At 62.8% G+C, this 20,290-nt stretch carries 26 protein-coding genes; 19 read left to right on the top strand and 7 right to left on the bottom strand.

The features are described 5' to 3' along the window. Positions 1-107: 107 nt before the first annotated feature. The 5 genes from LHFGNBLO_RS30820 (at position 108) to LHFGNBLO_RS30800 (ending at position 3,502) form a co-directional block, all read left to right on the top strand. Positions 108-401, top strand: a complete 294-nt coding sequence (locus tag LHFGNBLO_RS30820) for a hypothetical protein (RefSeq protein ID WP_258603644.1) — start codon at positions 108-110, stop codon at positions 399-401. 85 nt (positions 402-486) lie between these two features. Continuing rightward, positions 487-1,296, top strand: a complete 810-nt coding sequence (locus tag LHFGNBLO_RS30815; RefSeq protein ID WP_258603641.1) for a TlyA family RNA methyltransferase — start codon at positions 487-489, stop codon at positions 1,294-1,296. Beyond that, a complete protein-coding gene (locus LHFGNBLO_RS30810) occupies positions 1,293-2,534 on the top strand; it encodes a class I SAM-dependent RNA methyltransferase (protein ID WP_258603636.1) in 1,242 nt (413 codons plus the stop codon). Before LHFGNBLO_RS30815 ends, LHFGNBLO_RS30810 begins: the two co-directional genes overlap by 4 nt. 97 nt (positions 2,535-2,631) lie before the next feature. Continuing rightward, positions 2,632-3,003, top strand: a complete 372-nt coding sequence (locus tag LHFGNBLO_RS30805; RefSeq protein WP_258603634.1) for an MbcA/ParS/Xre antitoxin family protein — start codon at positions 2,632-2,634, stop codon at positions 3,001-3,003. After that, the gene (locus tag LHFGNBLO_RS30800; protein WP_258603632.1) at positions 2,996-3,502 is read left to right on the top strand and encodes an RES family NAD+ phosphorylase; all 507 of its coding nucleotides are present in this window, start codon (positions 2,996-2,998) and stop codon (positions 3,500-3,502) included. The genes LHFGNBLO_RS30805 and LHFGNBLO_RS30800 overlap by 8 nt, the downstream gene beginning before the upstream one ends. A 40-nt stretch (positions 3,503-3,542) precedes the next feature. Here LHFGNBLO_RS30800 and tldD read toward each other — a convergent pair whose 3' ends face one another. The 3 genes from tldD to LHFGNBLO_RS30785 all read right to left on the bottom strand — a co-directional run bounded on the left by tldD (position 3,543) and on the right by LHFGNBLO_RS30785 (position 6,090). Beyond that, the gene (gene tldD / locus LHFGNBLO_RS30795) at positions 3,543-4,955 is read right to left on the bottom strand and encodes a metalloprotease TldD (protein ID WP_258603630.1); all 1,413 of its coding nucleotides are present in this window, start codon (positions 4,953-4,955) and stop codon (positions 3,543-3,545) included. Positions 4,956-5,039: 84 nt separating this feature from the next. Next, positions 5,040-5,531 (bottom strand): GNAT family N-acetyltransferase, encoded by a 492-nt coding sequence (locus LHFGNBLO_RS30790; RefSeq protein ID WP_258603629.1) that lies wholly within the window; start codon positions 5,529-5,531, stop codon positions 5,040-5,042. 10 nt (positions 5,532-5,541) lie between these two features. Beyond that, positions 5,542-6,090: an invasion associated locus B family protein gene (locus tag LHFGNBLO_RS30785; protein WP_258603624.1), complete on the bottom strand. Its 549-nt coding sequence runs from the start codon at positions 6,088-6,090 to the stop codon at positions 5,542-5,544. Between the two features lie 372 nt (positions 6,091-6,462). On the opposite strand from LHFGNBLO_RS30785, the gene coxB reads away from it, so the two are divergent. The 13 genes from coxB (at position 6,463) to LHFGNBLO_RS30720 (ending at position 16,745) form a co-directional block, all read left to right on the top strand. After that, a complete protein-coding gene (gene coxB, locus LHFGNBLO_RS30780) occupies positions 6,463-7,365 on the top strand; it encodes a cytochrome c oxidase subunit II (RefSeq protein ID WP_258603622.1) in 903 nt (300 codons plus the stop codon). Between the two features lie 37 nt (positions 7,366-7,402). Further along, on the top strand, positions 7,403-9,055 hold the full coding sequence (ctaD, locus tag LHFGNBLO_RS30775; protein WP_258603620.1) for a cytochrome c oxidase subunit I: 1,653 nt from the start codon (positions 7,403-7,405) through the stop codon (positions 9,053-9,055). A 77-nt stretch (positions 9,056-9,132) separates the two neighbouring features. Further along, positions 9,133-10,077, top strand: coding sequence for a heme o synthase (locus tag LHFGNBLO_RS30770; protein ID WP_258603618.1), 945 nt, complete (start codon positions 9,133-9,135; stop codon positions 10,075-10,077). A gap of 2 nt (positions 10,078-10,079) precedes the next feature. Then, positions 10,080-10,241, top strand: a complete 162-nt coding sequence (locus LHFGNBLO_RS30765; RefSeq protein WP_258610048.1) for a hypothetical protein — start codon at positions 10,080-10,082, stop codon at positions 10,239-10,241. A gap of 8 nt (positions 10,242-10,249) precedes the next feature. Then, positions 10,250-10,876 carry a cytochrome c oxidase assembly protein gene (locus LHFGNBLO_RS30760; RefSeq protein WP_258603616.1) on the top strand — a complete coding sequence of 209 codons (627 nt, stop codon included), beginning with the start codon at positions 10,250-10,252 and terminating at the stop codon, positions 10,874-10,876. A 1-nt stretch (position 10,877) separates the two neighbouring features. Beyond that, positions 10,878-11,759 (top strand): cytochrome c oxidase subunit 3, encoded by an 882-nt coding sequence (locus tag LHFGNBLO_RS30755; RefSeq protein ID WP_258603614.1) that lies wholly within the window; start codon positions 10,878-10,880, stop codon positions 11,757-11,759. A gap of 84 nt (positions 11,760-11,843) precedes the next feature. Continuing rightward, positions 11,844-12,335: a L,D-transpeptidase family protein gene (locus tag LHFGNBLO_RS30750; protein ID WP_413774658.1), complete on the top strand. Its 492-nt coding sequence runs from the start codon at positions 11,844-11,846 to the stop codon at positions 12,333-12,335. 3 nt (positions 12,336-12,338) lie between these two features. Continuing rightward, the gene (locus LHFGNBLO_RS30745; RefSeq protein WP_258603611.1) at positions 12,339-12,725 is read left to right on the top strand and encodes a DUF983 domain-containing protein; all 387 of its coding nucleotides are present in this window, start codon (positions 12,339-12,341) and stop codon (positions 12,723-12,725) included. Further along, positions 12,722-13,477: an SURF1 family protein gene (locus LHFGNBLO_RS30740; RefSeq protein ID WP_258603609.1), complete on the top strand. Its 756-nt coding sequence runs from the start codon at positions 12,722-12,724 to the stop codon at positions 13,475-13,477. Before LHFGNBLO_RS30745 ends, LHFGNBLO_RS30740 begins: the two co-directional genes overlap by 4 nt. Positions 13,478-13,616: 139 nt before the next feature. Then, on the top strand, positions 13,617-14,627 hold the full coding sequence (gene ispH / locus LHFGNBLO_RS30735; protein ID WP_258603607.1) for a 4-hydroxy-3-methylbut-2-enyl diphosphate reductase: 1,011 nt from the start codon (positions 13,617-13,619) through the stop codon (positions 14,625-14,627). A 5-nt stretch (positions 14,628-14,632) separates the two neighbouring features. Next, positions 14,633-15,595: a homoserine kinase gene (locus tag LHFGNBLO_RS30730; protein WP_258603605.1), complete on the top strand. Its 963-nt coding sequence runs from the start codon at positions 14,633-14,635 to the stop codon at positions 15,593-15,595. Then, the gene (rnhA, locus tag LHFGNBLO_RS30725; protein WP_258603603.1) at positions 15,592-16,122 is read left to right on the top strand and encodes a ribonuclease HI; all 531 of its coding nucleotides are present in this window, start codon (positions 15,592-15,594) and stop codon (positions 16,120-16,122) included. Before LHFGNBLO_RS30730 ends, rnhA begins: the two co-directional genes overlap by 4 nt. A 38-nt stretch (positions 16,123-16,160) precedes the next feature. Beyond that, positions 16,161-16,745, top strand: a complete 585-nt coding sequence (locus LHFGNBLO_RS30720) for a histidine phosphatase family protein (protein WP_258603601.1) — start codon at positions 16,161-16,163, stop codon at positions 16,743-16,745. Here the strand turns inward: LHFGNBLO_RS30720 and LHFGNBLO_RS30715 are convergent. The 3 genes from LHFGNBLO_RS30715 to LHFGNBLO_RS30705 all read right to left on the bottom strand — a co-directional run bounded on the left by LHFGNBLO_RS30715 (position 16,742) and on the right by LHFGNBLO_RS30705 (position 18,681). Further along, positions 16,742-17,218, bottom strand: a complete 477-nt coding sequence (locus tag LHFGNBLO_RS30715) for a DUF2938 domain-containing protein (protein WP_258603600.1) — start codon at positions 17,216-17,218, stop codon at positions 16,742-16,744. The two genes, LHFGNBLO_RS30720 and LHFGNBLO_RS30715, sit on opposite strands and share 4 nt — an antisense overlap. A 97-nt stretch (positions 17,219-17,315) precedes the next feature. Next, positions 17,316-17,792 (bottom strand): peroxiredoxin, encoded by a 477-nt coding sequence (locus LHFGNBLO_RS30710; RefSeq protein WP_258603598.1) that lies wholly within the window; start codon positions 17,790-17,792, stop codon positions 17,316-17,318. 82 nt (positions 17,793-17,874) lie between these two features. After that, positions 17,875-18,681 (bottom strand): protein-disulfide reductase DsbD domain-containing protein, encoded by an 807-nt coding sequence (locus LHFGNBLO_RS30705; protein WP_258603597.1) that lies wholly within the window; start codon positions 18,679-18,681, stop codon positions 17,875-17,877. Between the two features lie 149 nt (positions 18,682-18,830). Between LHFGNBLO_RS30705 and LHFGNBLO_RS30700 the strand changes: the two genes are divergently transcribed. Beyond that, positions 18,831-19,439 carry a YqgE/AlgH family protein gene (locus LHFGNBLO_RS30700; RefSeq protein WP_258609974.1) on the top strand — a complete coding sequence of 203 codons (609 nt, stop codon included), beginning with the start codon at positions 18,831-18,833 and terminating at the stop codon, positions 19,437-19,439. Between the two features lie 150 nt (positions 19,440-19,589). Here LHFGNBLO_RS30700 and LHFGNBLO_RS30695 read toward each other — a convergent pair whose 3' ends face one another. Beyond that, complete coding sequence (locus LHFGNBLO_RS30695) at positions 19,590-20,255, bottom strand: MBL fold metallo-hydrolase (RefSeq protein WP_258603595.1); 666 nt, start codon at positions 20,253-20,255, stop codon at positions 19,590-19,592. Between the last annotated feature and the right edge of the window lie 35 nt (positions 20,256-20,290).

Here is a 20,290-nt window from a genome sequence, read left to right as displayed (position 1 = left end):
CCGTAACACATTGTTTACGTTGTCGTTTGGCGTTTTGCTTACCCTGTCTCTTGGCCGTTTTTCAACGGCGCCCTGCTAGAACGTGCCGAGGCAGGGAGTTAAAAACAATGAGAACGCTTCTGTGCAGCGTGGCCCTTTCGGCTGTCATCGCTGCGCCGGCCGTGGCCGAAACGCGCTACGACCGTAATCTCGAAAAAGCGGTGATGGACATCGTCGCCGGCAAGATCGGTGACATCCGCGGCGGCTTTTCCTACAAACAGGTTCCGCAGTTCGTCGTCGTGCCGGACGCCGAGCCGACGACCTCTGTCCTTGCCGAGGCCCCGCGCAATCAGGCTTCCGGCGACAGCAACGACGGTCTGGCGCCGGCGGTCGAACGGCAGGTTTCGCGCACCATCTTCTAACATCCATCGATGGCCATGCCGATCGATAAGTGCCGATCGGCCCCAAGGTGCTTGCCATCATCGCCTGCTTTCGCCATGAAGGCCAATGAACTCCCCTCTGCCAGCCAGCCCACGCCAGCGGCTCGATGAACTGCTCGTCCAGCGCGGCCTGTTCGCCAGTCGCTCGCGCGCCCGTGACGCGGTGGAGCGTGGCACCGTGACGGTCGATGGCACCATCGCCCGCAAGCCCGGCCAGACCGTGTCGCCGCAATGTCTGATCGCCATCGACGACCCGGCGCAGGGCTATGTCTCGCGGGCCGCCCTGAAGCTGATTGCCGGGCTCGACCATTTCGGCCTCGATCCGGCCGGCAGCGAAGCGCTCGACATCGGCGCCTCGACCGGCGGCTTCACCCAGGTGCTGCTCGAACGCGGCGCGACGCATGTCACGGCGATCGATGTCGGCCATGGCCAGCTGCATCCCGACATTGCCGGCGACCCACGCGTGACGGTGGTCGAGGGGCTGAACGCTCGCGAACTCTCCGTCGCCGATCTGGCTGGGCGTGTTCCGGATTTCATCGTTTCCGATGTCAGCTTCATCTCGCTGAAACTGGCGCTGCCGCCGGCACTCGCTCTGGCCAGGAGCGGCACGAAAGCCGTGTTCCTGGTCAAGCCGCAATTCGAGGCCGGCCGCGAGGCGATCGGCAAGGGCGGCTTGCTGAAAGATCCCTATGATGCCGCCCGTGTTGCCGGCCTGCTGCAGGAGTGGCTCGAAGGCGTCCCCGGTTGGCGCACGCTGGGGCTGCATCTGTCGCCGATCGAAGGCGGCGACGGCAACCGTGAATTCCTGCTCGCCGGGATCAAGGATGCCCGGACTGGGGACGCCCGGACTGGGGATGCCGGGATTGGGGACCGATGAGCGCGCGCTTCACCATCGCAAGGCTGGGCTCCCAAGGGGACGGCGTCGCCGAGGCTGAAGCCGGCGAGGTTTTCATTCCCTTCACGCTGCCCGGTGAAACCGTCAGCGCCGCGCGCGAGAAGGATCGCGCCACATTGATGGCTGTGCTGGAGACGTCGCCGCTGCGGATCGATCCAGCCTGCCGGCATTTCACCGATTGCGGCGGCTGCGCTCTCCAGCATCTGGAAGCCGAAGCCTATCGCCAGTGGAAGCGCGACAAGGTCGTGCAGGCACTGAGAATCAAGGGCATTGCCGGTGATGTTGGCGCGCTGGTTCCGTGCGCGCCCCACACACGCCGCCGCGTCGTCTTCACCGCCCGGCGGAGCGAGGCCGGCATGAAGCTGGGCTTCGTTCGTGCGCTGTCCTCCGAAATCATTCCCATCGAGGAATGCCCGATCTCATTGCCCGAAATCGTCGCCGCGCTCGACCGGCTGAAGGCCCTCGCAGAACTGGTTTGCGCAACGACAAAATCGTTCCGCATGACGGTCACTGTGACCGGTTCCGGTCTCGATGTCGCGGTTCACGAGTCCGGCAAGCTGGGAGAAAATCAGCGCCGCGTCGCCTCCAATTTTGTCATCGGCGAAGGGCTGGCCAGGCTTTCGGTGGATGGCGAGATCGTCGTCGAGCCGAAGAAGCCGGTGGTCATGTTCGGCGGCATCGCTGTGGCGTTGCCGTCGGGCGCCTTCCTTCAGGCCACTCAGGCCGCCGAGCAGGCGATGGCCGACATCGTCGGCCAGCATCTGTCGCGGGCGAAGAAGGTCACCGATCTTTTCGCCGGCTGCGGCAGTTTTGCGCTGCGCCTGGCCGCGAAGTCGGAAGTCCATGCGGTCGAAGGGGATGCGCCGGCCCTTGCGGCGCTCGACCGGGCGTTTCGTTTTGCCTCTGGCCTGAAGCGGGTGACCGCCGAACGTCGCGATCTGTTCCGCCGGCCGCTCACCTTCAAGGAGCTGAATGCCTTCGACGGTCTCGTCTTCGATCCGCCCCGCGCCGGCGCCGAGGATCAATCGAAGCAGATCGCCCGCTCCGACGTGCCGCTTGTCGCCGCGGTTTCCTGCAACCCGGTGACGCTGGCGCGGGACCTGCGCATCCTCATCGACGGTGGCTACAGCTTGAAAAGCGTCACGCCGATCGACCAGTTCCTGTGGTCGCCGCATGTCGAAGCCGTGGCGCTTTTGGAGAAGCCGCGGAAAAGGCGGTAAGGCGCACGAGAACAGGGTGACCTCTGTTGAGCTTGAATTGCGCGCAGAATGAGCATATTTTGATCGAGCGTCTTTCAAAATGCGCTAGGAAATCGTCATGAATACCGCAATCCTTGAAATTCCAGCGTCGCGCTTCGGCGAGGAACGGACACCATTTCTTTCGGCAAGGCGGGTTGCTGAATTGCTCGGCGTCAACTTGACCGAACTGGCGGGCCTGACCGGTGTCGCGCGCAACACGCTTGCTGCCAAGACCGGCGCGCGCAAGGTCGACGCAGCGCTTAGTCCCATTGTCCGCATTCTGGCGATGGCGGGCGAAATGGCCGGCGACGAGCAGCGGGCGGCAATCTGGTTCAAGCATCAGCCGATCCCCGGCTGGGCGGGAAAGACCGCCTACGATCTCGTTCGCGAGGGCAAGACAGACAAGGTGCTTGCCTATCTGGAGGCAGTCCGCTCCGGCATCTATGCCTGAAACCAGGCTGACCTTATGGCGTGCCTTCGTGCCGCGCTGGGCGCATCTGCCGCTTTCCGGCGAAGGCGCGGTCCGCTTTGGCGGCCGCTGGAATCCGGTGGGCGCCCCGGCGGTCTACGCCGCGAGGGAATTGTCCACTGCCTGGGCCGAGTACAATCAGGGCTTTGTCCAGCATCCGGCGCTGATCGCCCAGCTTGAACTCTCAGGCGCGCGGCTGGCCGACCTGACGGAGCCCGATACGCTGACCAAGCTCGACACGACGGCGGACATTCATCGATGCGAGTGGCGCGACATCATGGATCGAGGTTTGGTGCCTGAGACGCATACGCTGAGAGATCGCTTGCTTGCCAACGGCCTGCACGGGGTGATCTACCCCTCCTTCATGTCGCCTGGCGGCACATGTGTCGCGCTCTGGCGATGGAACGAGGACGATGCGCCGCGTCTTGACGTCGTCGATCCCGACCATCGCTTGCCAAAGACGCCGGCTTCGTGGCTATAGGCTCAGTTTCGAACTGGCCCGCTTCGAACGAACTGACCGCTCAAACCCGCGTGCCGCCGACCGTCATCTGGTTCATCCTGAGATGCGGTTGGCCGACACCGACCGGCACGCCCTGTCCGGCCTTGCCGCACATGCCGATGCCGTTGTCGAGCTTCATGTCGTTGCCGACCATCGAAACGCGATGCATGGCATCCGGCCCGTTGCCGATCAGCATGGCGCCCTTGATCGGCTGTGTCACCTTGCCGTTCTCGATCATGTAGGCCTCGGTGCAGCCGAACACGAATTTTCCCGACGTGATGTCGACCTGGCCGCCGCCGAAGGATACGGCATAGATGCCGTTCTTGACCGAGGCGATGATCTCGTCGGGCTCCATGTCGCCTGCTGTCATGTAGGTGTTGGTCATGCGCGGCATCGGCTGGTGCGCGTAGCCTTCGCGCCGGCCATTGCCGGTGGCCTTCATGCCCATCAGTCGCGCGTTCTGGCGATCCTGCATGTAGCCGACGAGCTTGCCGTCGTCGATCAGTACGTTGCGGGCCGAGGGCGTGCCTTCATCGTCGACGGTCAGTGAACCGCGCCGCTCGGGCATGGTGCCGTCGTCGACGACGGTGACGCCTTTGGCGGCCACCTGCTGGCCCAGCAGGCCGGCGAAGGCTGATGTCTTCTTGCGGTTGAAGTCGCCTTCCAGCCCGTGGCCGACGGCCTCGTGCAGCATGACACCGGGCCAGCCGCTGGACAGCACGATGTCGAAGGTGCCGGCGGGCGCCGGGATGGCTTCGAGATTGACCAGCGCCTGTCTCAGTGCCTCCTTGGCCGCATGCTTCCAGCTGTCCTCGACCAGGAACTCGCCAAACGCCTTGCGTCCGCCCATGCCGTAGGAACCGCTCTCCTGGCGGTCGCCACTGCCGACCACCACCGACACGTTGATCCTGACCAACGGGCGGATGTCGCGCACCACCTGGCCGTCGGCGCGCACGATCTCGACATGCTGCCACGAGGCGGCGAGCGAGGCCGTCACTTGGCGCACGCGCGGATCCTCGGCGCGCAGCCAGGCATCGATTTCCTGCAAAAGCTTGGCCTTGGCCTCGAAGGAGGGCGAGGGGATCGGGTTTTCGTCGCCGTAGAGATGGCGGTTGGTGCGGGCGGGTGCCGCGGCCAGCGTGCCGGAATAGCCGCCCTTGACGGTTGAAACGGCGTCAGCAGCGCGCAGCAGCGAGGCTTCCGAAAGATCGCTGGAATGGGCGTAGCCGCTGGCTTCGCCGGCAACCGCACGCAGGCCAAAGCCCTGGTCAGTGTTGAAGTTGGCGGTCTTCAGCCGCCCATTGTCGAACATCAGCGCTTCGCTCTCGCTGTATTCGAGGAACAGTTCGCCATCGTCGGCGCCGTTGATGGTCTCGGCGACGATCTGTTTGATGCGATCGTCGGAAATGTCGAATTGGCCGATCAGGCTGTTCATATGGTTGGCCCTTCAATAAGCAGTTTTACGGGATGTAGGCGCCAGGACGCCGCTCGGCAATCTCCACGAGGAATACGGCAGGTCCTATGTCAGGCGGCGCGCCATCAGGATTTCGTCGATCTCCCGGCCCTCATGAAGAAAGCCTGCAGGTATGAGGCCAATTTCGTGAAAACCCTCACGTTGATAAAATCGTATGGCGGCTGGATTTTCCGCGCTTACAGCCAGCTCGACCTGCCTTATACCCGATGTGCGGGCATGATCGAGCAGCAGATTGAGCATCGCGACAGCGTGTCCGCCGCCACGCTCGCTGTCGCGCAAATAGACCATGATGATTGTGGCGCGGTGCGCCATCTTGCTGCTCTGCTGCCGCGTCAGGCCCATTATGCCGACAGGCTCCTCGCCGCGAAAGCTGACGACGACCGGGGTGGTCGCGAGGCGTCGACGCCACTCTTCGTCAGGGAGACTTTCCCAATCCGATGCACTGCTGGCAAACGCCTCGGGAGCAGCGCGCAAGGCCTCCAGGCGAATTCGCTTGAAGATCTCGAAATCGTCCGGATCGAGCAGTTTCAAAGCCAAACAGGCAGTCTCACGGCAGCGCGGCGAAACCGTCGGCGAAACCCTTGAGATCGACGGGAATGCCGATGCCTTCTTCCGGCGTCTGGAAGACGATGAAGGTGGCCGACGTGCCCGTCTTCAGCGTGTCGAGCAGCGGCTTTTCGAGAATGACCTCGGCATAGCAGCCGTCCTGGAAGCAACGCACGAAATAGGCCCGACCGATGTCCTTGCCGTCGACATTGAGGCCAAGCCCGTTGGGCAGCAGCACGCCGAGCGGCGCCAGCACGCGCAGGATCTCCGCCTTGTTGTCGGCGGTGCGCAGCACGACCACGGACAGCCCCATCTCGGGGCGGTCCTCGGCGACGACGTTCTGCATCATCACGCATTGCTCCGACGTGGCGCCGGCAGGCGTATCGCAGATGATCGACCATGCCCCATGTGTCGAGCGCACCGTGCCGCTTGGCTGCGCAGCATTGGCAGGGCCGATGCCGGACAAGCCGATGCAAGACACGGCGGCGAGAAAGATGACCTTCGCCCCGGTTCTCGAAAGCCAAGAGTTTCTCGAAAGCCAAGAGTTCATGACGGCTCCATTGCGAATCACGGCACTTTAAGCCGCGCCAAAGCCAAGTAAAGGACGAGACCGCCGCTGGTCTGCCCCGACAATGCATTTATGCGCTTTTCCGTGGCAAATTCGCCCGAATTGCGACCGCTCGGCCCATTCTGCCCGGACGTTGCGGCTGCTCTTGCCTTCCCGATCCGCACAAGGCGCCATACCGTCAAAAAGGCGGCACCGCGTTTGCGCGCAAAAATGCCGCACGGTTTCCTCCGCTCCTTTCTTGCGGAGGGAATTAGAGTATGGTTTGAACCAGCCTTGGGACTGTCCGGGATTCCCATCCCGGCGTTGTGCGATATTCTTGCGCTCCGCGCGAGGAACCGGGAGATGATGAGGGCGATGAGAAAATTCCTAGCTAGCGCCAATTTTCTAGCAGGCGCCAAGTCTCTGACAGGCATGGGTGCCGCTGCCGCAGTCTTCGCCGGTACCTCCGCCCAGGCGGCCCAGCCCCAGCCGTGGGAAACAGGTTTTCAGCCTCCGGCAACCGACATGATGCGCCAGATCGAGTGGTTCGGTAACTACACGCTTTGGTTCATCGTCCCGATCACCATCCTGGTGCTGGTTCTCCTCGCTTATTGCATCTGGAAGTTCCGGGCGAGCGTGAACCCCACCCCTTCGCAGACCAGCCACAACACGCTGATCGAAGTGATCTGGACGGTCGGGCCGGTCGTCATCCTGCTCTGCATCGCCATACCCTCGTTCCAGCTGCTGACCGCGCAATACACGCCGCCGGAAGAGGCCAAGCTGACGATCAAGGCGACGGGAAACCAGTGGAACTGGGACTACGAGTACCAAACCGACAACACGCTTTCCTTCAACTCGGCGATCCTGCAGGACACCGATCGTGCTGCGGCCGGCAAGGAAGATCGCAAGGTCTATCCGCGCATGCTCGCCGTCGACAACGAGATGGTGGTGCCGGTCAATACCATGACCCGCGTGCTGGTCACGGCAACCGACGTCATTCATTCCTTCGCGATGCCTGCGTTTGGCATCAAGATGGATGCGGTTCCCGGGCGCACCAACGAGACGTGGTTCAAGGCGGAAAAGGAAGGCCTCTACTATGGCCAGTGCTCGCAGCTCTGCGGCAAGGACCACGCCTTCATGCCGATCGCGATCCGCGTCGTCTCCGATGCGCAGTACAAGAGCTGGATAGCAGCAGCCAAGACCGACCTTCCCGGCGCCAACAAGGCGCTGATGGCCGAGGTCGACGGCACAAACAAGGTAGCGGCCGCCGGCAACTGACGCCGCAGCCAAGCAAGATCAGGGAACGGAGCGGAACATGGCAGACGCTGCAGCTCACGACGATCACGACCACAAGCCGTATCACGGCTGGGTCCGGTGGGTGTATTCGACCAACCACAAGGATATCGGTACGCTCTATCTGATCTTCGCGATCATCGCCGGTTGCATCGGCGGCGCTCTGTCGGTCGTCATGCGCATGGAGCTGCAGGAACCGGGCATCCAGATATTCAGCGGCCTGGCGCAGATGGTCTACGGCATGAACGGCGACGCTGCCATCGACGGTGGCAAGAGCATGTATAACGCCTTCACCACCGCGCACGCCCTGATCATGATCTTCTTCATGGTCATGCCGGCGCTGATCGGCGGCTTTGCCAACTGGATGGTGCCGATCATGATCGGTGCGCCTGACATGGCTTTCCCGCGCATGAACAACATCTCCTTCTGGCTGCTGCCGCCGGCCTTCATCCTGCTGATCGCCTCGGCCTTCATGCCGAGCGCGCCCGGTGCCTACGGCGTCGGTGGCGGCTGGACGCTCTATCCGCCGTTGTCGACCTCCGGCCAGCCCGGACCGGCGATGGATCTGGCGATCCTCTCGATCCACATTGCCGGCGCATCGTCGATCCTCGGCGCCATCAACTTCATCACCACCATCTTCAATATGCGCGCGCCTGGCATGACCATGCACAAGATGCCGCTGTTTGCCTGGTCGGTGCTGGTCACCGCATTCCTGCTGCTGCTGTCGCTGCCGGTTCTGGCCGGTGGCATCACCATGCTTTTGACCGACCGCAATTTCGGCACCACTTTCTTCACCCCTGACGGCGGCGGCGACCCGATCCTGTTCCAGCACCTGTTCTGGTTCTTCGGTCACCCGGAAGTCTACATCCTGATCTTGCCGGGCTTCGGCATCATCAGCCATATCATCTCGACCTTCTCGAGGAAGCCGGTGTTCGGCTATCTCGGCATGGCCTATGCCATGGTGGCGATCGGCGCGGTCGGCTTCATCGTCTGGGCGCACCACATGTACACGACCGGCCTGTCGCTCGACACGCAGCGCTATTTCGTCTTCGCCACCATGGTCATCGCGGTGCCGACAGGCGTGAAGATCTTCTCCTGGATCGCCACGATGTGGGGCGGGTCGATTTCGCTGAAGCCGCCGATGCTGTGGGCGCTGGGCTTCATCTTCCTGTTCACCCTGGGTGGCGTCACCGGCGTCCAGCTCGCCAATGCCGGCCTCGATCGTTCGCTGCACGACACCTATTTCGTCATCGCCCACTTCCACTACGTGCTGTCGCTTGGCGCGGTCTTCGCCATCTTCGCCGGCTGGTACTACTGGTTCCCGAAGATGACCGGCTACATGTATTCGCCGGTGATCGCCAACACCCACTTCTGGGTCACCTTCGTCGGCGTCAACCTCATCTTCTTCCCGCAGCATTTCCTCGGTCTTGCCGGCATGCCGCGCCGCCTCATCGACTATCCGGATGCCTTTGCCGGGTGGAACATGGTGTCGTCCTACGGCTCCTACATTTCGGCCGTCGGCGTGGCCATCTTCCTCTACGGCGTGTTCGAAGCCTTCCAGAAGAAGCGGGTGGCCGGTGCCAACCCATGGGGCGAGGGTGCGACGACGCTCGAATGGCAGCTGCCTTCGCCGCCGCCCTTCCACCAGTGGGAACAGCTGCCGAAGATCAAGTAAGGCGGCTGCCCGCTCGCATACGAAACCGCCGGCCCGACCGGCGGTTTTGGCCAACGGAATGATGGACTTGAGTACGCATGGCCCTTGTCGACGACCCAATGATTGACGAAGCGGGCTTTCGCATGTCGGAAGCGACGGCGGGCGATTTCTTCGCCCTGCTGAAGCCGCGCGTCATGTCGCTGGTGGTGTTCACCGCCTTTGTCGGCCTGGTCGCAGCACCGGTGACCATCAATCCGCTGCTGGCGGTGATCGCGATCCTGGCTATTGCAATTGGTGCTGGCGCCTCGGGCGCGCTCAACATGTGGTACGACGCCGACATCGATGCGGTGATGACGCGCACCGCCAGCCGTCCGGTGCCGGCCGGTCGTATCCGGCCCGGCGAGGCGCTGAGTTTCGGCCTGGTGCTGTCGGTGCTGTCGGTGATGACGCTCGGTGTGCTGGTCAACTGGCTGTCGGCGACGCTGCTGGCCTTCACCATCTTCTTCTACGCCGTCGTCTACACGATGTGGCTGAAGCGCTGGACGCCGCAGAACATCGTCATCGGCGGTGCTGCAGGCGCCATTCCGCCGGTGATCGGCTGGGCGGCGGTGACCGGAACCGTCAGCCTCGAAAGCCTCGTCCTGTTCCTGATCATCTTCCTGTGGACGCCGCCGCATTTCTGGGCGCTGGCGCTCTTCAAGTCCGAGGACTATGCGAAAGCCGGCATCCCGATGATGCCGAACGTCGCCGGCCAGGCTTCGACAAGGCGGCAGATCTTTGCCTATGCGCTGATCCTTGCGCCCGTTGGCGTGCTGCCATGGATCCTCGGCTTCACCACATCAGCCTATGGCATCGCTTCGCTGCTGCTCGGCGCCGGCTTCGTCTGGTATGCGTGGAAGGTGCTGCAGATGGCCGACGACGACCGAGCGATGAAGCCGGCCAAGGCCTTGTTCGGCTATTCCTTGCTCTATCTCTTCGCCATCTTCGCCATCTACCTTGCCGACTGCGTCGTCGGTCGCGCGCTCGCCATCGGTGGAGCATGAGCATGGCCGACAAGAAGCTCGAACTGGTCACGTTGACAGAGCGCCAGCAGAAAGCCCGGCGCAGCCGTTCGGCCGCCATCGGCCTGGCGCTGGCGGTGCTTGTCATCATCTTCTATGTCGCGACCATCGTGAAATTCGGACACAACGTCGCCGGGTCGATGTGAGGCCGACGATGAACCGCCAAGTAGTCACCGATCCCACAAAGAAGAACACCAACCGCATCGTCGCCGGCGTCTGCATTGCCTTCTTCGGCGGCATGATCGGCATGGCCTACGCCGCAGTGCCGCTCTATGCGATGTTCTGCCAGGCGACCGGCTATGGCGGCACCACGCAGCGCGCCGAGAAGCAATATGCCGGCCGTGTGCTCGACCGCGATATCACCGTCCGTTTCGACGCCAACATCGCCGGTGTTCCCTGGCAGTTCCAGCCGGTTGCCCGTTCGATCGTCATCAAGGTCGGTGAGACGGCTCAGGCGCATTATACCGCGACCAACAAGTTCGACCGCCCCGTCACCGGTCGCGCCACCTTCAACGTGCAGCCGGAACTGGCCGGGCCTTATTTCAACAAGGTCGAGTGTTTCTGCTTCACCGACACGACGCTGAAGCCCGGCGAAACGCTCGACATGCCGGTCGTGTTCTACGTGGATCCCGACATCGTCAACGCGCCGGAACTGAAGGACGTGAAGACAATCACGCTGTCCTACACGATGTTCCCGGTCGAGAAGAACAAGCCGGTCGCGTCGTCAGTGCCGGTTGAACGCAACAAAACCAAAGTTACCGAAGCAAGCCTCGGGGGTTGATATGGCAGACGCGCACGCAAAACCACACCATGACTACCATCTCGTCGACCCGAGCCCGTGGCCTTTCCTGGGGTCCGTCGGCGCGTTGGTGACCGCGATCGGCGGCGTCGCCTGGATGCAGTATCTCAAGGCCGGCGATTTCCCGATCTTCGGCTACAACATCGCCAATCCGTGGCTGTTCTTCATCGGCCTGGTCATCGTCCTCTACACCATGTTTGCCTGGTGGTCGGACACCATCAAGGAAGCGCATGAAGGCCACCACACCCGTGTCGTGTCGCTGCATCTGCGCTACGGCATGATCATGTTCATCGCTTCCGAGGTGATGTTCTTCGTCGCCTGGTTCTGGGCGTTTTTCGACGCCAGTCTGTTTCCCGGCGAGGTCCAGCAATACGCCCGCACCACCTTCACCGGTGGCGTCTGGCCGCCGAAGGGCCTCGAAGTCCTCGATCCCTTCCACCTGCCGCTCTACAACACCATCATCCTGCTGCTGTCGGGCACCACGGTCACCTGGGCGCACCACTCGCTCCTGCATGGCGACCGCAAGGGGCTGATCAACGGCCTGGTGCTGACGGTCGGCCTCGGCCTGCTGTTCACCATGGTGCAGGCCTACGAGTACATGCACGCGCCATTCGGCTTCAAGGATTCCATCTACGGCGCCACCTTCTTCATGGCCACCGGCTTCCATGGTTTCCATGTCATCATCGGCACCATCTTCCTGGCTGTCTGCCTGATCCGCGCCATGAAGGGCGATTTCACGCCCAAACAGCATTTCGGCTTCGAGGCGGCTGCCTGGTACTGGCACTTCGTCGACGTGGTCTGGCTGTTCCTGTTCGCGTCGATCTATGTCTGGGCCTCGAACGGCGCGATGATCGAAGGTCACTGAAACTTCTTACGCAAATCGACAAGGCGGCCGCGGCGACGCGGCCGCCTTCTTCTTTTCGGCATAATGATCGCCGATCAAATGCCGATGCATCTGAGAATCCCTTGCGTCATTTGTGCCTGTCTGATCCCGACACCCTTGGCCCTCGCCGGGGGACAGGTCGACCTCGTGCGCGTCGACAAGTCGGAGCGGCGGCTGCAACTGATCGGCGATGGCGAGATACTGCGTACCTACAGCATCGCGCTGGGCGGCGATCCTCTCGGACACAAGCGCAGGGAAGGCGACCAGCGCACCCCAGAGGGGCGGTATCTGCTGGACTGGCGCAACGCCGACAGCATCGCCCACAAGTCGATCCACGTATCCTATCCGAATACCGAGGAGATCGCCTCTGCGAAGGCAGCCGGCATCGATCCGGGCGGCATGATCATGATTCACGGCCAACCCAACGGCTATGGCTGGTGGGGCTGGCTGCTTCAATTGGTCGACTGGACCGACGGCTGCATTGCGGTTACGGACTCCGACATGGATGAAATCTGGACTATGGTGTCCGATGGAACGCCAATCGAGATCGAGCCGTAAAGCATGAGCGACGACAAGGCGATCTGGCCACCAATCGAGCCAATTTCGGCTGGCCTGCACGGCCGTTGTCCGCGCTGCGGCGAGGGCCAGCTGTTTTCGGGTTTTCTCAGCGTCGGCAAGCGCTGCAGCAGTTGCGGGCTCGACTATTCCTACGCCGATGCTGGTGATGGGCCGGCGGTGTTCGTCATCCTGATCATCGGCTTCATCGTCGTTGGGTTGGCGCTGTGGACGGAAGTGACGCTGAGCCCGCCGCTCTGGCTGCACCTGCTGTTGTGGATACCGCTGACTTTGGTGCTGTGCTTGACGGCGCTCAGGTTGATCAAGGGCGTGCTGTTGACGCTGCAATACGCCAACAAAGCGGCCGAGGGCCGGCTGGACCGCGGGGAATGAGCGAGGCATCCGGGTCGGTCGCCGGCCGTTCGCGGCCGAAGACGGCATTGATGCTCGGCCTCGGCCTGGTGCTGTTCTTGATCCTGCTGGCGCTTGGCACCTGGCAGGTCCAGCGCCTGTACTGGAAGGAAGGTCTTCTCCGGACCATCGACCAGCGCACGCACTCAGTGCCGCTGCCGCTGGCCGAGGTCGAAAAAGAGTTCACGTCCACCGGCGATGTCGACTACACGCCGGTCACGGTGACCGGCACCTTTCTGCATCAAGGCGAGCGGCATTTTTTCTCGACCTGGGAAGGTGCGTCCGGTTTCGATGTCGTCACGCCGCTGCAGCTGGACGACGGCCGCTTCGTGCTGATCAATCGCGGTTTCGTCCCCTACGACCTCAAGAACGCTGCCAAGCGCCCGCAGGGACAGGTGGCGGGCAAGATGACGGTGACGGGGCTCGCCCGCAACCCGCTTTTGCTCAAGCCGTCGATGATGCTTCCCGACAACGATCTACGGAAGAACATCTTCTACTGGAAGGACCGCGACGCAATGGCCGCGAGTGCCGGCCTGCCGGCCGGCGCCGGGCTGGTGCCGTTCCTGATCGACGCCAACGCCGCGCCGAACCCCGGCGGGATGCCGGTTGGCGGCGTCACCATCATCGACCTGCCGAACAGCCATCTGCAATATGCTTTCACCTGGTATGGCCTTGCCGCGACACTGGCAGCGGTCCTCATCATCAGGTTGCGCCGCCCGCCGAAAGCGGAATGATCGCCAACGCCACCCTTGACAGGGCAGGGGTGCGCACCTCATTTCGCCCTGATGCATGTCGCCCAAAAGTGCGTAGCGGTTTTGGGACAACGGCAAGCACATAATTTGAGTTCACGATACGATCAACCGATCCGGAATCATGCTGCAAACCGCCACAAAACCACCGCTAACGATCCGGCTCTGCCAGCCGCGCGGTTTTTGCGCCGGTGTCGACCGCGCCATCCAGATCGTCGTGCTGGCGCTGAAGAAATATGGTGCGCCGGTCTATGTCCGCCATGAGATCGTGCACAACCGCTACGTCGTCGAGGGGCTGCAGAGCCTGGGCGCGGTGTTCATCGAGGAACTCTCCGAGATCCCGGCCGAGCATCGCAAATCGCCGGTGGTCTTCTCCGCGCATGGCGTGCCGAAGTCGGTGCCGGCTGACGCCCAGGCGCGCGAACTCTTCTATCTCGACGCCACCTGCCCGCTGGTGTCGAAGGTCCACAAGCAGGCGATGCGCCATCAGCGACTCGGCCGTCATGTGCTGTTGATCGGCCATGCCGGCCACCCGGAAGTGATCGGCACCATGGGCCAGTTGCCGGACGGCGCCGTCACGCTGATCGAGACCGAGGCCGACGCCGCCACCTTCGTCCCTGCCGACCCGCTGGCGCTCGGCTTCGTCACCCAGACGACGCTGTCGGTCGAAGACACTGCCGGCATCATCCGCGCTTTGCAGGATCGTTTCCCGCAATTGCACGCGGCGGCCGCAGAATCGATCTGCTATGCCACCACCAACCGCCAGGAAGCGGTGAAGGAGACAGCCGCCGGCGCCGATCTCTTCCTGATCGTCGGTGCGCCAAACTCCTCCAACTCGCGCCGTCTTGTCGAAGTGGCGGAGCGCGCCGGCGCTTCGATGTCGCTTCTCGTACAGCGCGCCTCCGAGATCCCATGGAATGAGATAGCCGGCATCTCGACGCTCGGCCTGTCGGCGGGCGCGTCGGCGCCGGAAATCATCGTTGACGAGATCATCGATGCTTTCAGGCAGCGCTTCGACGTAACGATCGATCTGGCGATCACGGCGACGGAAACGGAGGATTTTCCGGTGATGAGGGTTCTGCGCGATGTCGAACTGACGCCGGCCGACATGGCCTTCGTCAACGGGGCTGCGTAAGACCTATGGCGGTCTACACCGATGTCAGCGAGGGCGAGCTTGGCGCGTTCCTGAAGAACTATCCGGTCGGCGAGCTCCTGTCCTACAAGGGCATTGCCGAAGGCACCGAGAATTCGAATTTCCTGCTGCACACCACCAGTGGCTCCTACATCCTGACGCTCTACGAAAAGCGCGTCGACAAGGCGGATCTGCCGTTCTTCCTCGGTCTGATGAGCCATCTCGCCAGGAAGGGAATTTCCTGTCCGCTTCCGGTGACCGCGCATGATGGCGGCGTCACCGGAACGCTGGCTGGCCGGCCGGCGGTCATCATCACCTTCCTTGAGGGCCTGTCGCTGCGGCGGCCAACCGCGGCGCATTGCGGCGAGGTCGGCAAGGCACTGGCCGGATTGCATCTTGCCGGCCAGGACTTTTCCATGACCCGGCCGAATGCGCTGGCCATCGATGGCTGGCGCAAGCTGTGGAACGCGGCCCATGCCCGCGCCGACGAGGTCGAGCCGGGACTGGCGGCGGAGGTCGATGCCGATTTCGCCGACTTCGAGCGGAACTGGCCGAAGGGCCTGCCGGAAGGCATCATCCATGCCGATCTTTTCCCGGACAATGTCTTCTTCCTCGGCGAGAAATTGTCGGGGCTGATCGACTTCTATTTCGCCTGCGACGATCTCTATGCCTACGATGTCGCCACCTGCCTCAACGCCTGGTGCTTCGAGAAGGATTTTTCCTTCAACCTGACCAAGGGCACGGCGCTGCTTGCCGGCTATCAGAGCGTGCGGCCCTTGAGTGACGACGAGAAAGCGGCACTGCCGATGCTGGCGCGCGGCTCGGCGCTGCGTTTCATGCTGACCCGACTCTACGACTGGCTGACCATTCCCAATGGCGGACTGGTGATGAAGCGCGATCCGACCGAATATATCCGCCGGATGCGTTTCCATCGGGCGATCAAATCTCCCACTGAATATGGACTGACATGAGCAAGCACGTTGAAATCTTCACCGATGGTGCCTGTTCGGGCAATCCGGGTCCCGGCGGCTGGGGCGCGATCCTGCGCTTCAACGGCAAAACCAAGGAACTGTCGGGCGGCGAGGCCGAGACCACCAACAACCGCATGGAATTGCTGGCTGCCATTTCGGCGCTGAATGCGCTGAAGGAACCTTGCGCGGTCGAGCTTCACACCGACAGCAAATACGTCATGGATGGCATTTCCAAATGGATCCACGGCTGGAAGAAGAACGGCTGGAAGACCGCCGACAAGAAGCCGGTCAAGAATGGTGAGCTGTGGCAGGCGCTGGATGATGCCAACAGGCGCCATCACGTGACCTGGAACTGGGTCAAAGGCCATGCCGGCCATGCCGAGAACGAACGCGCCGACGAACTGGCGCGGGAAGGCATGGCGCCGTTCAAGAAAGGCCCGGTCAGGCCTCCTGCGACGCCGAAGCCAGATGGGCAGGCAAGGCAGCCGGCGGTCGCAAAGGCGCGGCGCTCGACCCAGAGTTATTGAATTGCGGCTGCGGGTCCACTCTCTGGCAGGAAGACCTCATGCCGATCGCGTACTACATCACGCATCCCCAGGTTCAGATCGACGCCAACGTTCCGGTGCCGGAGTGGGGGCTATCCGGCATCGGGCGAGCGAGAACGTCTGCGATGCTCGATCAGCCGTGGATTGGGTCGATCCGGCGTATCGTGTCGTCGGGTGAACGCAAGGCGATAGAAACCGCCGAGATCCTTGCAAGCCATCTCCGCCTTACGGTCGAGGTGAGGGAACGGATGCACGAGAATGACCGATCGGCAACGGGTTTCCTGCCGCCTCCGGAGTTCGAAGCGGTCGCAGACCAGTTCTTCGCCAATCCACACACCAGCATTCGCGGGTGGGAGCGGGCTATCGATGCCCAGCATCGTATTCTGAGCGAGGTCGACGCTGTGCTCGGCACCGCCGGCGCCGACGACGTTGCTTTCGTGGGACACGGAGGTGTCGGAACGCTCCTGCTGCTCTCCCTCAGCGGTCGGGAGATCAGCCGCGAGGCGGATCAGCCAGCGGGCGGCGGGAACTACTTCGCCTACGATATCGGTGCGCGTCGCGTTGTCCACGCATGGCGGCCGATCGACCGGGCCGGCGACAGCTAGCGGATCAATAGGGCCGTACCGTAAAGGCCGAATGCAAACACCGTGTGCGACACAAGGTTGAGGGCGCGGATCTGCATCGGGTTGGGGCGCTTCGAAGCGGCCCAGCCGGCACCCATGCCGGGCGCCAGCAGGAACCAGCCGGCGCCGACGGTGACGATGCCCAGGATAAAGGCCGGCAGGAACGTCGGCGCGGCCAACCACGCCGTTCCCGCCAGCGCCACCAGAATGATGCCATAGGCGATGCCAACGAGGTAGTGGAAGGCCCAGCCCAGCGCCACTTCATGCGCGTATGGCGCGGCATCGCCGATATCGTCGTGGAAGACCTTGTCTCGGAGATGCCAGACCCAGCGGCCGACCGGTCCCCAGTTCGGCCGCGGCTGGCCGAACGCCTTGTGCAGGAAAATGGCCCACAGGTCCATCAGCACCGTCGCGCCCATGCCGATCGCCACGCTGCGCCACACTATGTCGAACATCAGGTCCCCCAAAGGCAAGAAAACGCGAACCCCAGGCAAGCCTGACAGTCGGTTTCGCAGATCGTAGCGGCATCCGTTCCGGCTTCGAAGCCGTTGATTAAAGCTGTCCCACGATGTGGGCCGCACCGGATTCGTCGACGCCCGGCTTGGACTCGAGATTGAGCACGGTGACCTTGCCGTCATCGACGATCATCGAGAAGCGCCTCGAGCGCAGCCCCATATCGTTGGTGATGAAGTCGAGACCGACCGCTTTGGCGAAATCGCCAGTGCCGTCGGCGAGGTAGAGGATCTTGCCTTCGCCACCGGTGAAGCGTGCCCAGGCACCCATGACGTGGACGTCGTTGACCGAAACGACGGCGATGGTGTCGACGCCACGCGCCAGGATGGCGTCATGGTTTTCGAGATAACCTGGCAGATGGTTGTTGCTGCAGGTCGGCGTGAAAGCGCCGGGAACGCCAAATAGCACCACCTTTTTTCCCGAGAAGATTTCCGAACTCGTGATGACCTTGGCGCCGTCGGCGGTCATCTCCTTGAAGGTCGCATCGGGCAGTCTATCGCCAACGGCAATCGTCATAAGTTCCTCGTTCGAAAAGTTGGAAGGATGCCCTTGCGATAGCGAACTCTGGCGCTTGCCGCAACCGCGGACAAGGCCTGGATCAAGGGAAAGGTAAGAGGCCCGAGACAGCGCCTTGGGCACTTGTCAGCGTGTAGTGAAGCCCGCCATCCGTCGGCGCCGTCGACGGCCGGTCGAGGATCGGTATCGTGAACACCAGCTTGCCGTCCTTTTCGTTGCGAACCGGAGCGCCGAACATGTAGTCGCGTTCGCCAGCAACGAAGAAGTCGGCGGCTTCCGGATTACCGGGAAAGCTTGCCTCGACGACCAGTGTCTCGTGATCGCCGGGCAGCACATTGATGCCGAAATCTGGCCGCGCAGGAGAGGGCAGGCTTGCGAGCGCCGCCTTCACCTGTGCCGCGTCGGCGGCATTGTCGGGGTCGGAGCCCGGATCCAGATGCAGCCTTGTCTGCACCGGGATGCAGATCGTCTCGCAAATGCCGAGGAAAATATCGGCGTCGATGACAGCCGGCTCGTTCGGCGCCGCCAGCGTGAATGTCACCGGCAATGAAATCGGATAGTCGTAGCCAGCCCATTTGCCGTAGCCGTCATCGTGGCGCTGCGGCGCCGGAAACGAAAGCGTGGCGTCGGCAATGTTGGTGCTGGCCGAGATATCGAGCTGCGGCGGCACGCCGGCGTCGCCTGGGTCGCGCCAGTAGGTTTTCCAGCCGGGCTTGAGCGCGATGTCGAGGACGCCGTGGATGCGCCCGGCTTCGTCGGGCTTGCCACTGGTCACCAGCCGCACCTTGCCGCCTTCGCTGTCGTACCAGGCAGATGAGGAGGCAGCGGCGGGAAGGCCTGTTACACATCCAACAGCGGCGCCGAGCAGCAGGATCTTCAAGCTTTGCATGACGGTGATTTGATCGTCCGTTCGTGTCTGCGCAATGGCTTCATCGGATCGCGGGTATCATATTTGCGTGACCTCCGGCAGGGCGGTCAAAGCCAAATCGCATGCGTCGCATCTTTTCGGCGCTTTGGAAACGCGTTACGCTCACCTTCATGGACTTGTTGCGGCACAAGAAGACGGCGGCCCAGCGCGGCTTTCTCGACGACCAGTTCCTGATTGCCATGCCCGGCATGAAGGATGACCGCTTCACGCGTTCCGTCATCTACATTTGCGCGCACAGCGACGAAGGCGCGATGGGCCTGATTATCAACCAGACGCAGCAGATGCTGTTTCCGGATCTGCTGGTGCAACTCGGCATCATGAACGAGCAGGAGGCGATCCGCCTGCCGGCGCAGGCCCGCGACTTCGTCGTGCGCAATGGCGGCCCGGTGGACCGCAGCCGCGGTTTCGTCCTGCATTCGGGCGACTACAGGGTGGAATCGTCGCTGACCGTCTCCGACGATATCTGTCTGACCGCGACCGTGGACATTTTGCGCGCCATATCGTCTGGCCGCGGACCCCGGCACGCGCTGATGGCGCTTGGCTATTCGGGTTGGGGCGCCGGCCAGTTGGAAAGCGAGATCGCCGAGAATGGCTGGCTGACTTGCCCGGCAAGCGCCGAGCTTCTGTTCGATACCGACATCGAGCGCAAATACGACCGGATTCTCGCCGCGATCGGCATCGATCTCGCCCATCTCAGCGCCGCCGCCGGCCACGCATAAGCCTCGCCTTCGCCGGCCAGGGCCCGTTGGCTAGGCGCGGGCAGCGGGAACGATGTGCCGTGAGCACGGTATTGCCACGCACGGCGCGCGAGAGCGTTCAGCCTGGAACCGAGTGGACAGGCGAAACCGCATGTCCAGCTTGCTTATCCCCTATGCCGGCTCATAGCCGTACGCTTCGCCCTTGCGCATCACGCGGCCGATGCCTGGCCGGCCAAGGTGCGCTCCGGCGATCCACGTTCCAGCTTCGGCCGCGTCGTGGAAAACATTCAGGCGTGTTGTACGTGCGATCGGTTGATCGTCGTCATAACCCCAACTCAACGCGGGATTGCCAAACTGCAAGGCCGGCATATGAACGATGTCGCCGAAGAACAGGAAGCGGTCCTCGTCCGTGTCGAACGCGTAGCCGGTGTGACCGGGAGCATGACCTGGCAGGGCAACTGCTCTCAACCGCTCAGCCAGTTGGTCGCCAGTCCGCACGGGCTTCAACAAGGACCGGAACCGCGCAAGGTGTGTCTCGCCGAGAAAGCTCTTCACGGCCTCTTCGGCAATTGCGATCGTCTTCAAATTCGGAAAGAGCACCCGGTCGTCGGGGGTCAAGAGCCCGCAAACATGATCCTGATGGGCATGGGTGAGCGCCAAGACCGTGATCGAGGCAGGATCGATGCTGGCTTCGGCCAGCGTCTGCTCAAGACGTCCTGTTGTAGGGGCCCAGCCTCCTCCTCCACTGTCGATCAGAATGCCGTCAACGCCTGGACCTCCAAGGGCAAAGCAATTGACAGAAAGGCGTAGCGCCCCTGCCTGCGAGACCGGCGGCACCGGCTTATTCTGCGGATCCCGCAGAAGGTCCGCTG

The organism is Mesorhizobium sp. AR10 (assembly GCF_024746795.1).
GTDB lineage: Bacteria > Pseudomonadota > Alphaproteobacteria > Rhizobiales > Rhizobiaceae > Mesorhizobium.
Note: the sequence above shows the minus strand (reverse complement) of the source record. Positions and strands in the feature narration are given on the sequence as shown.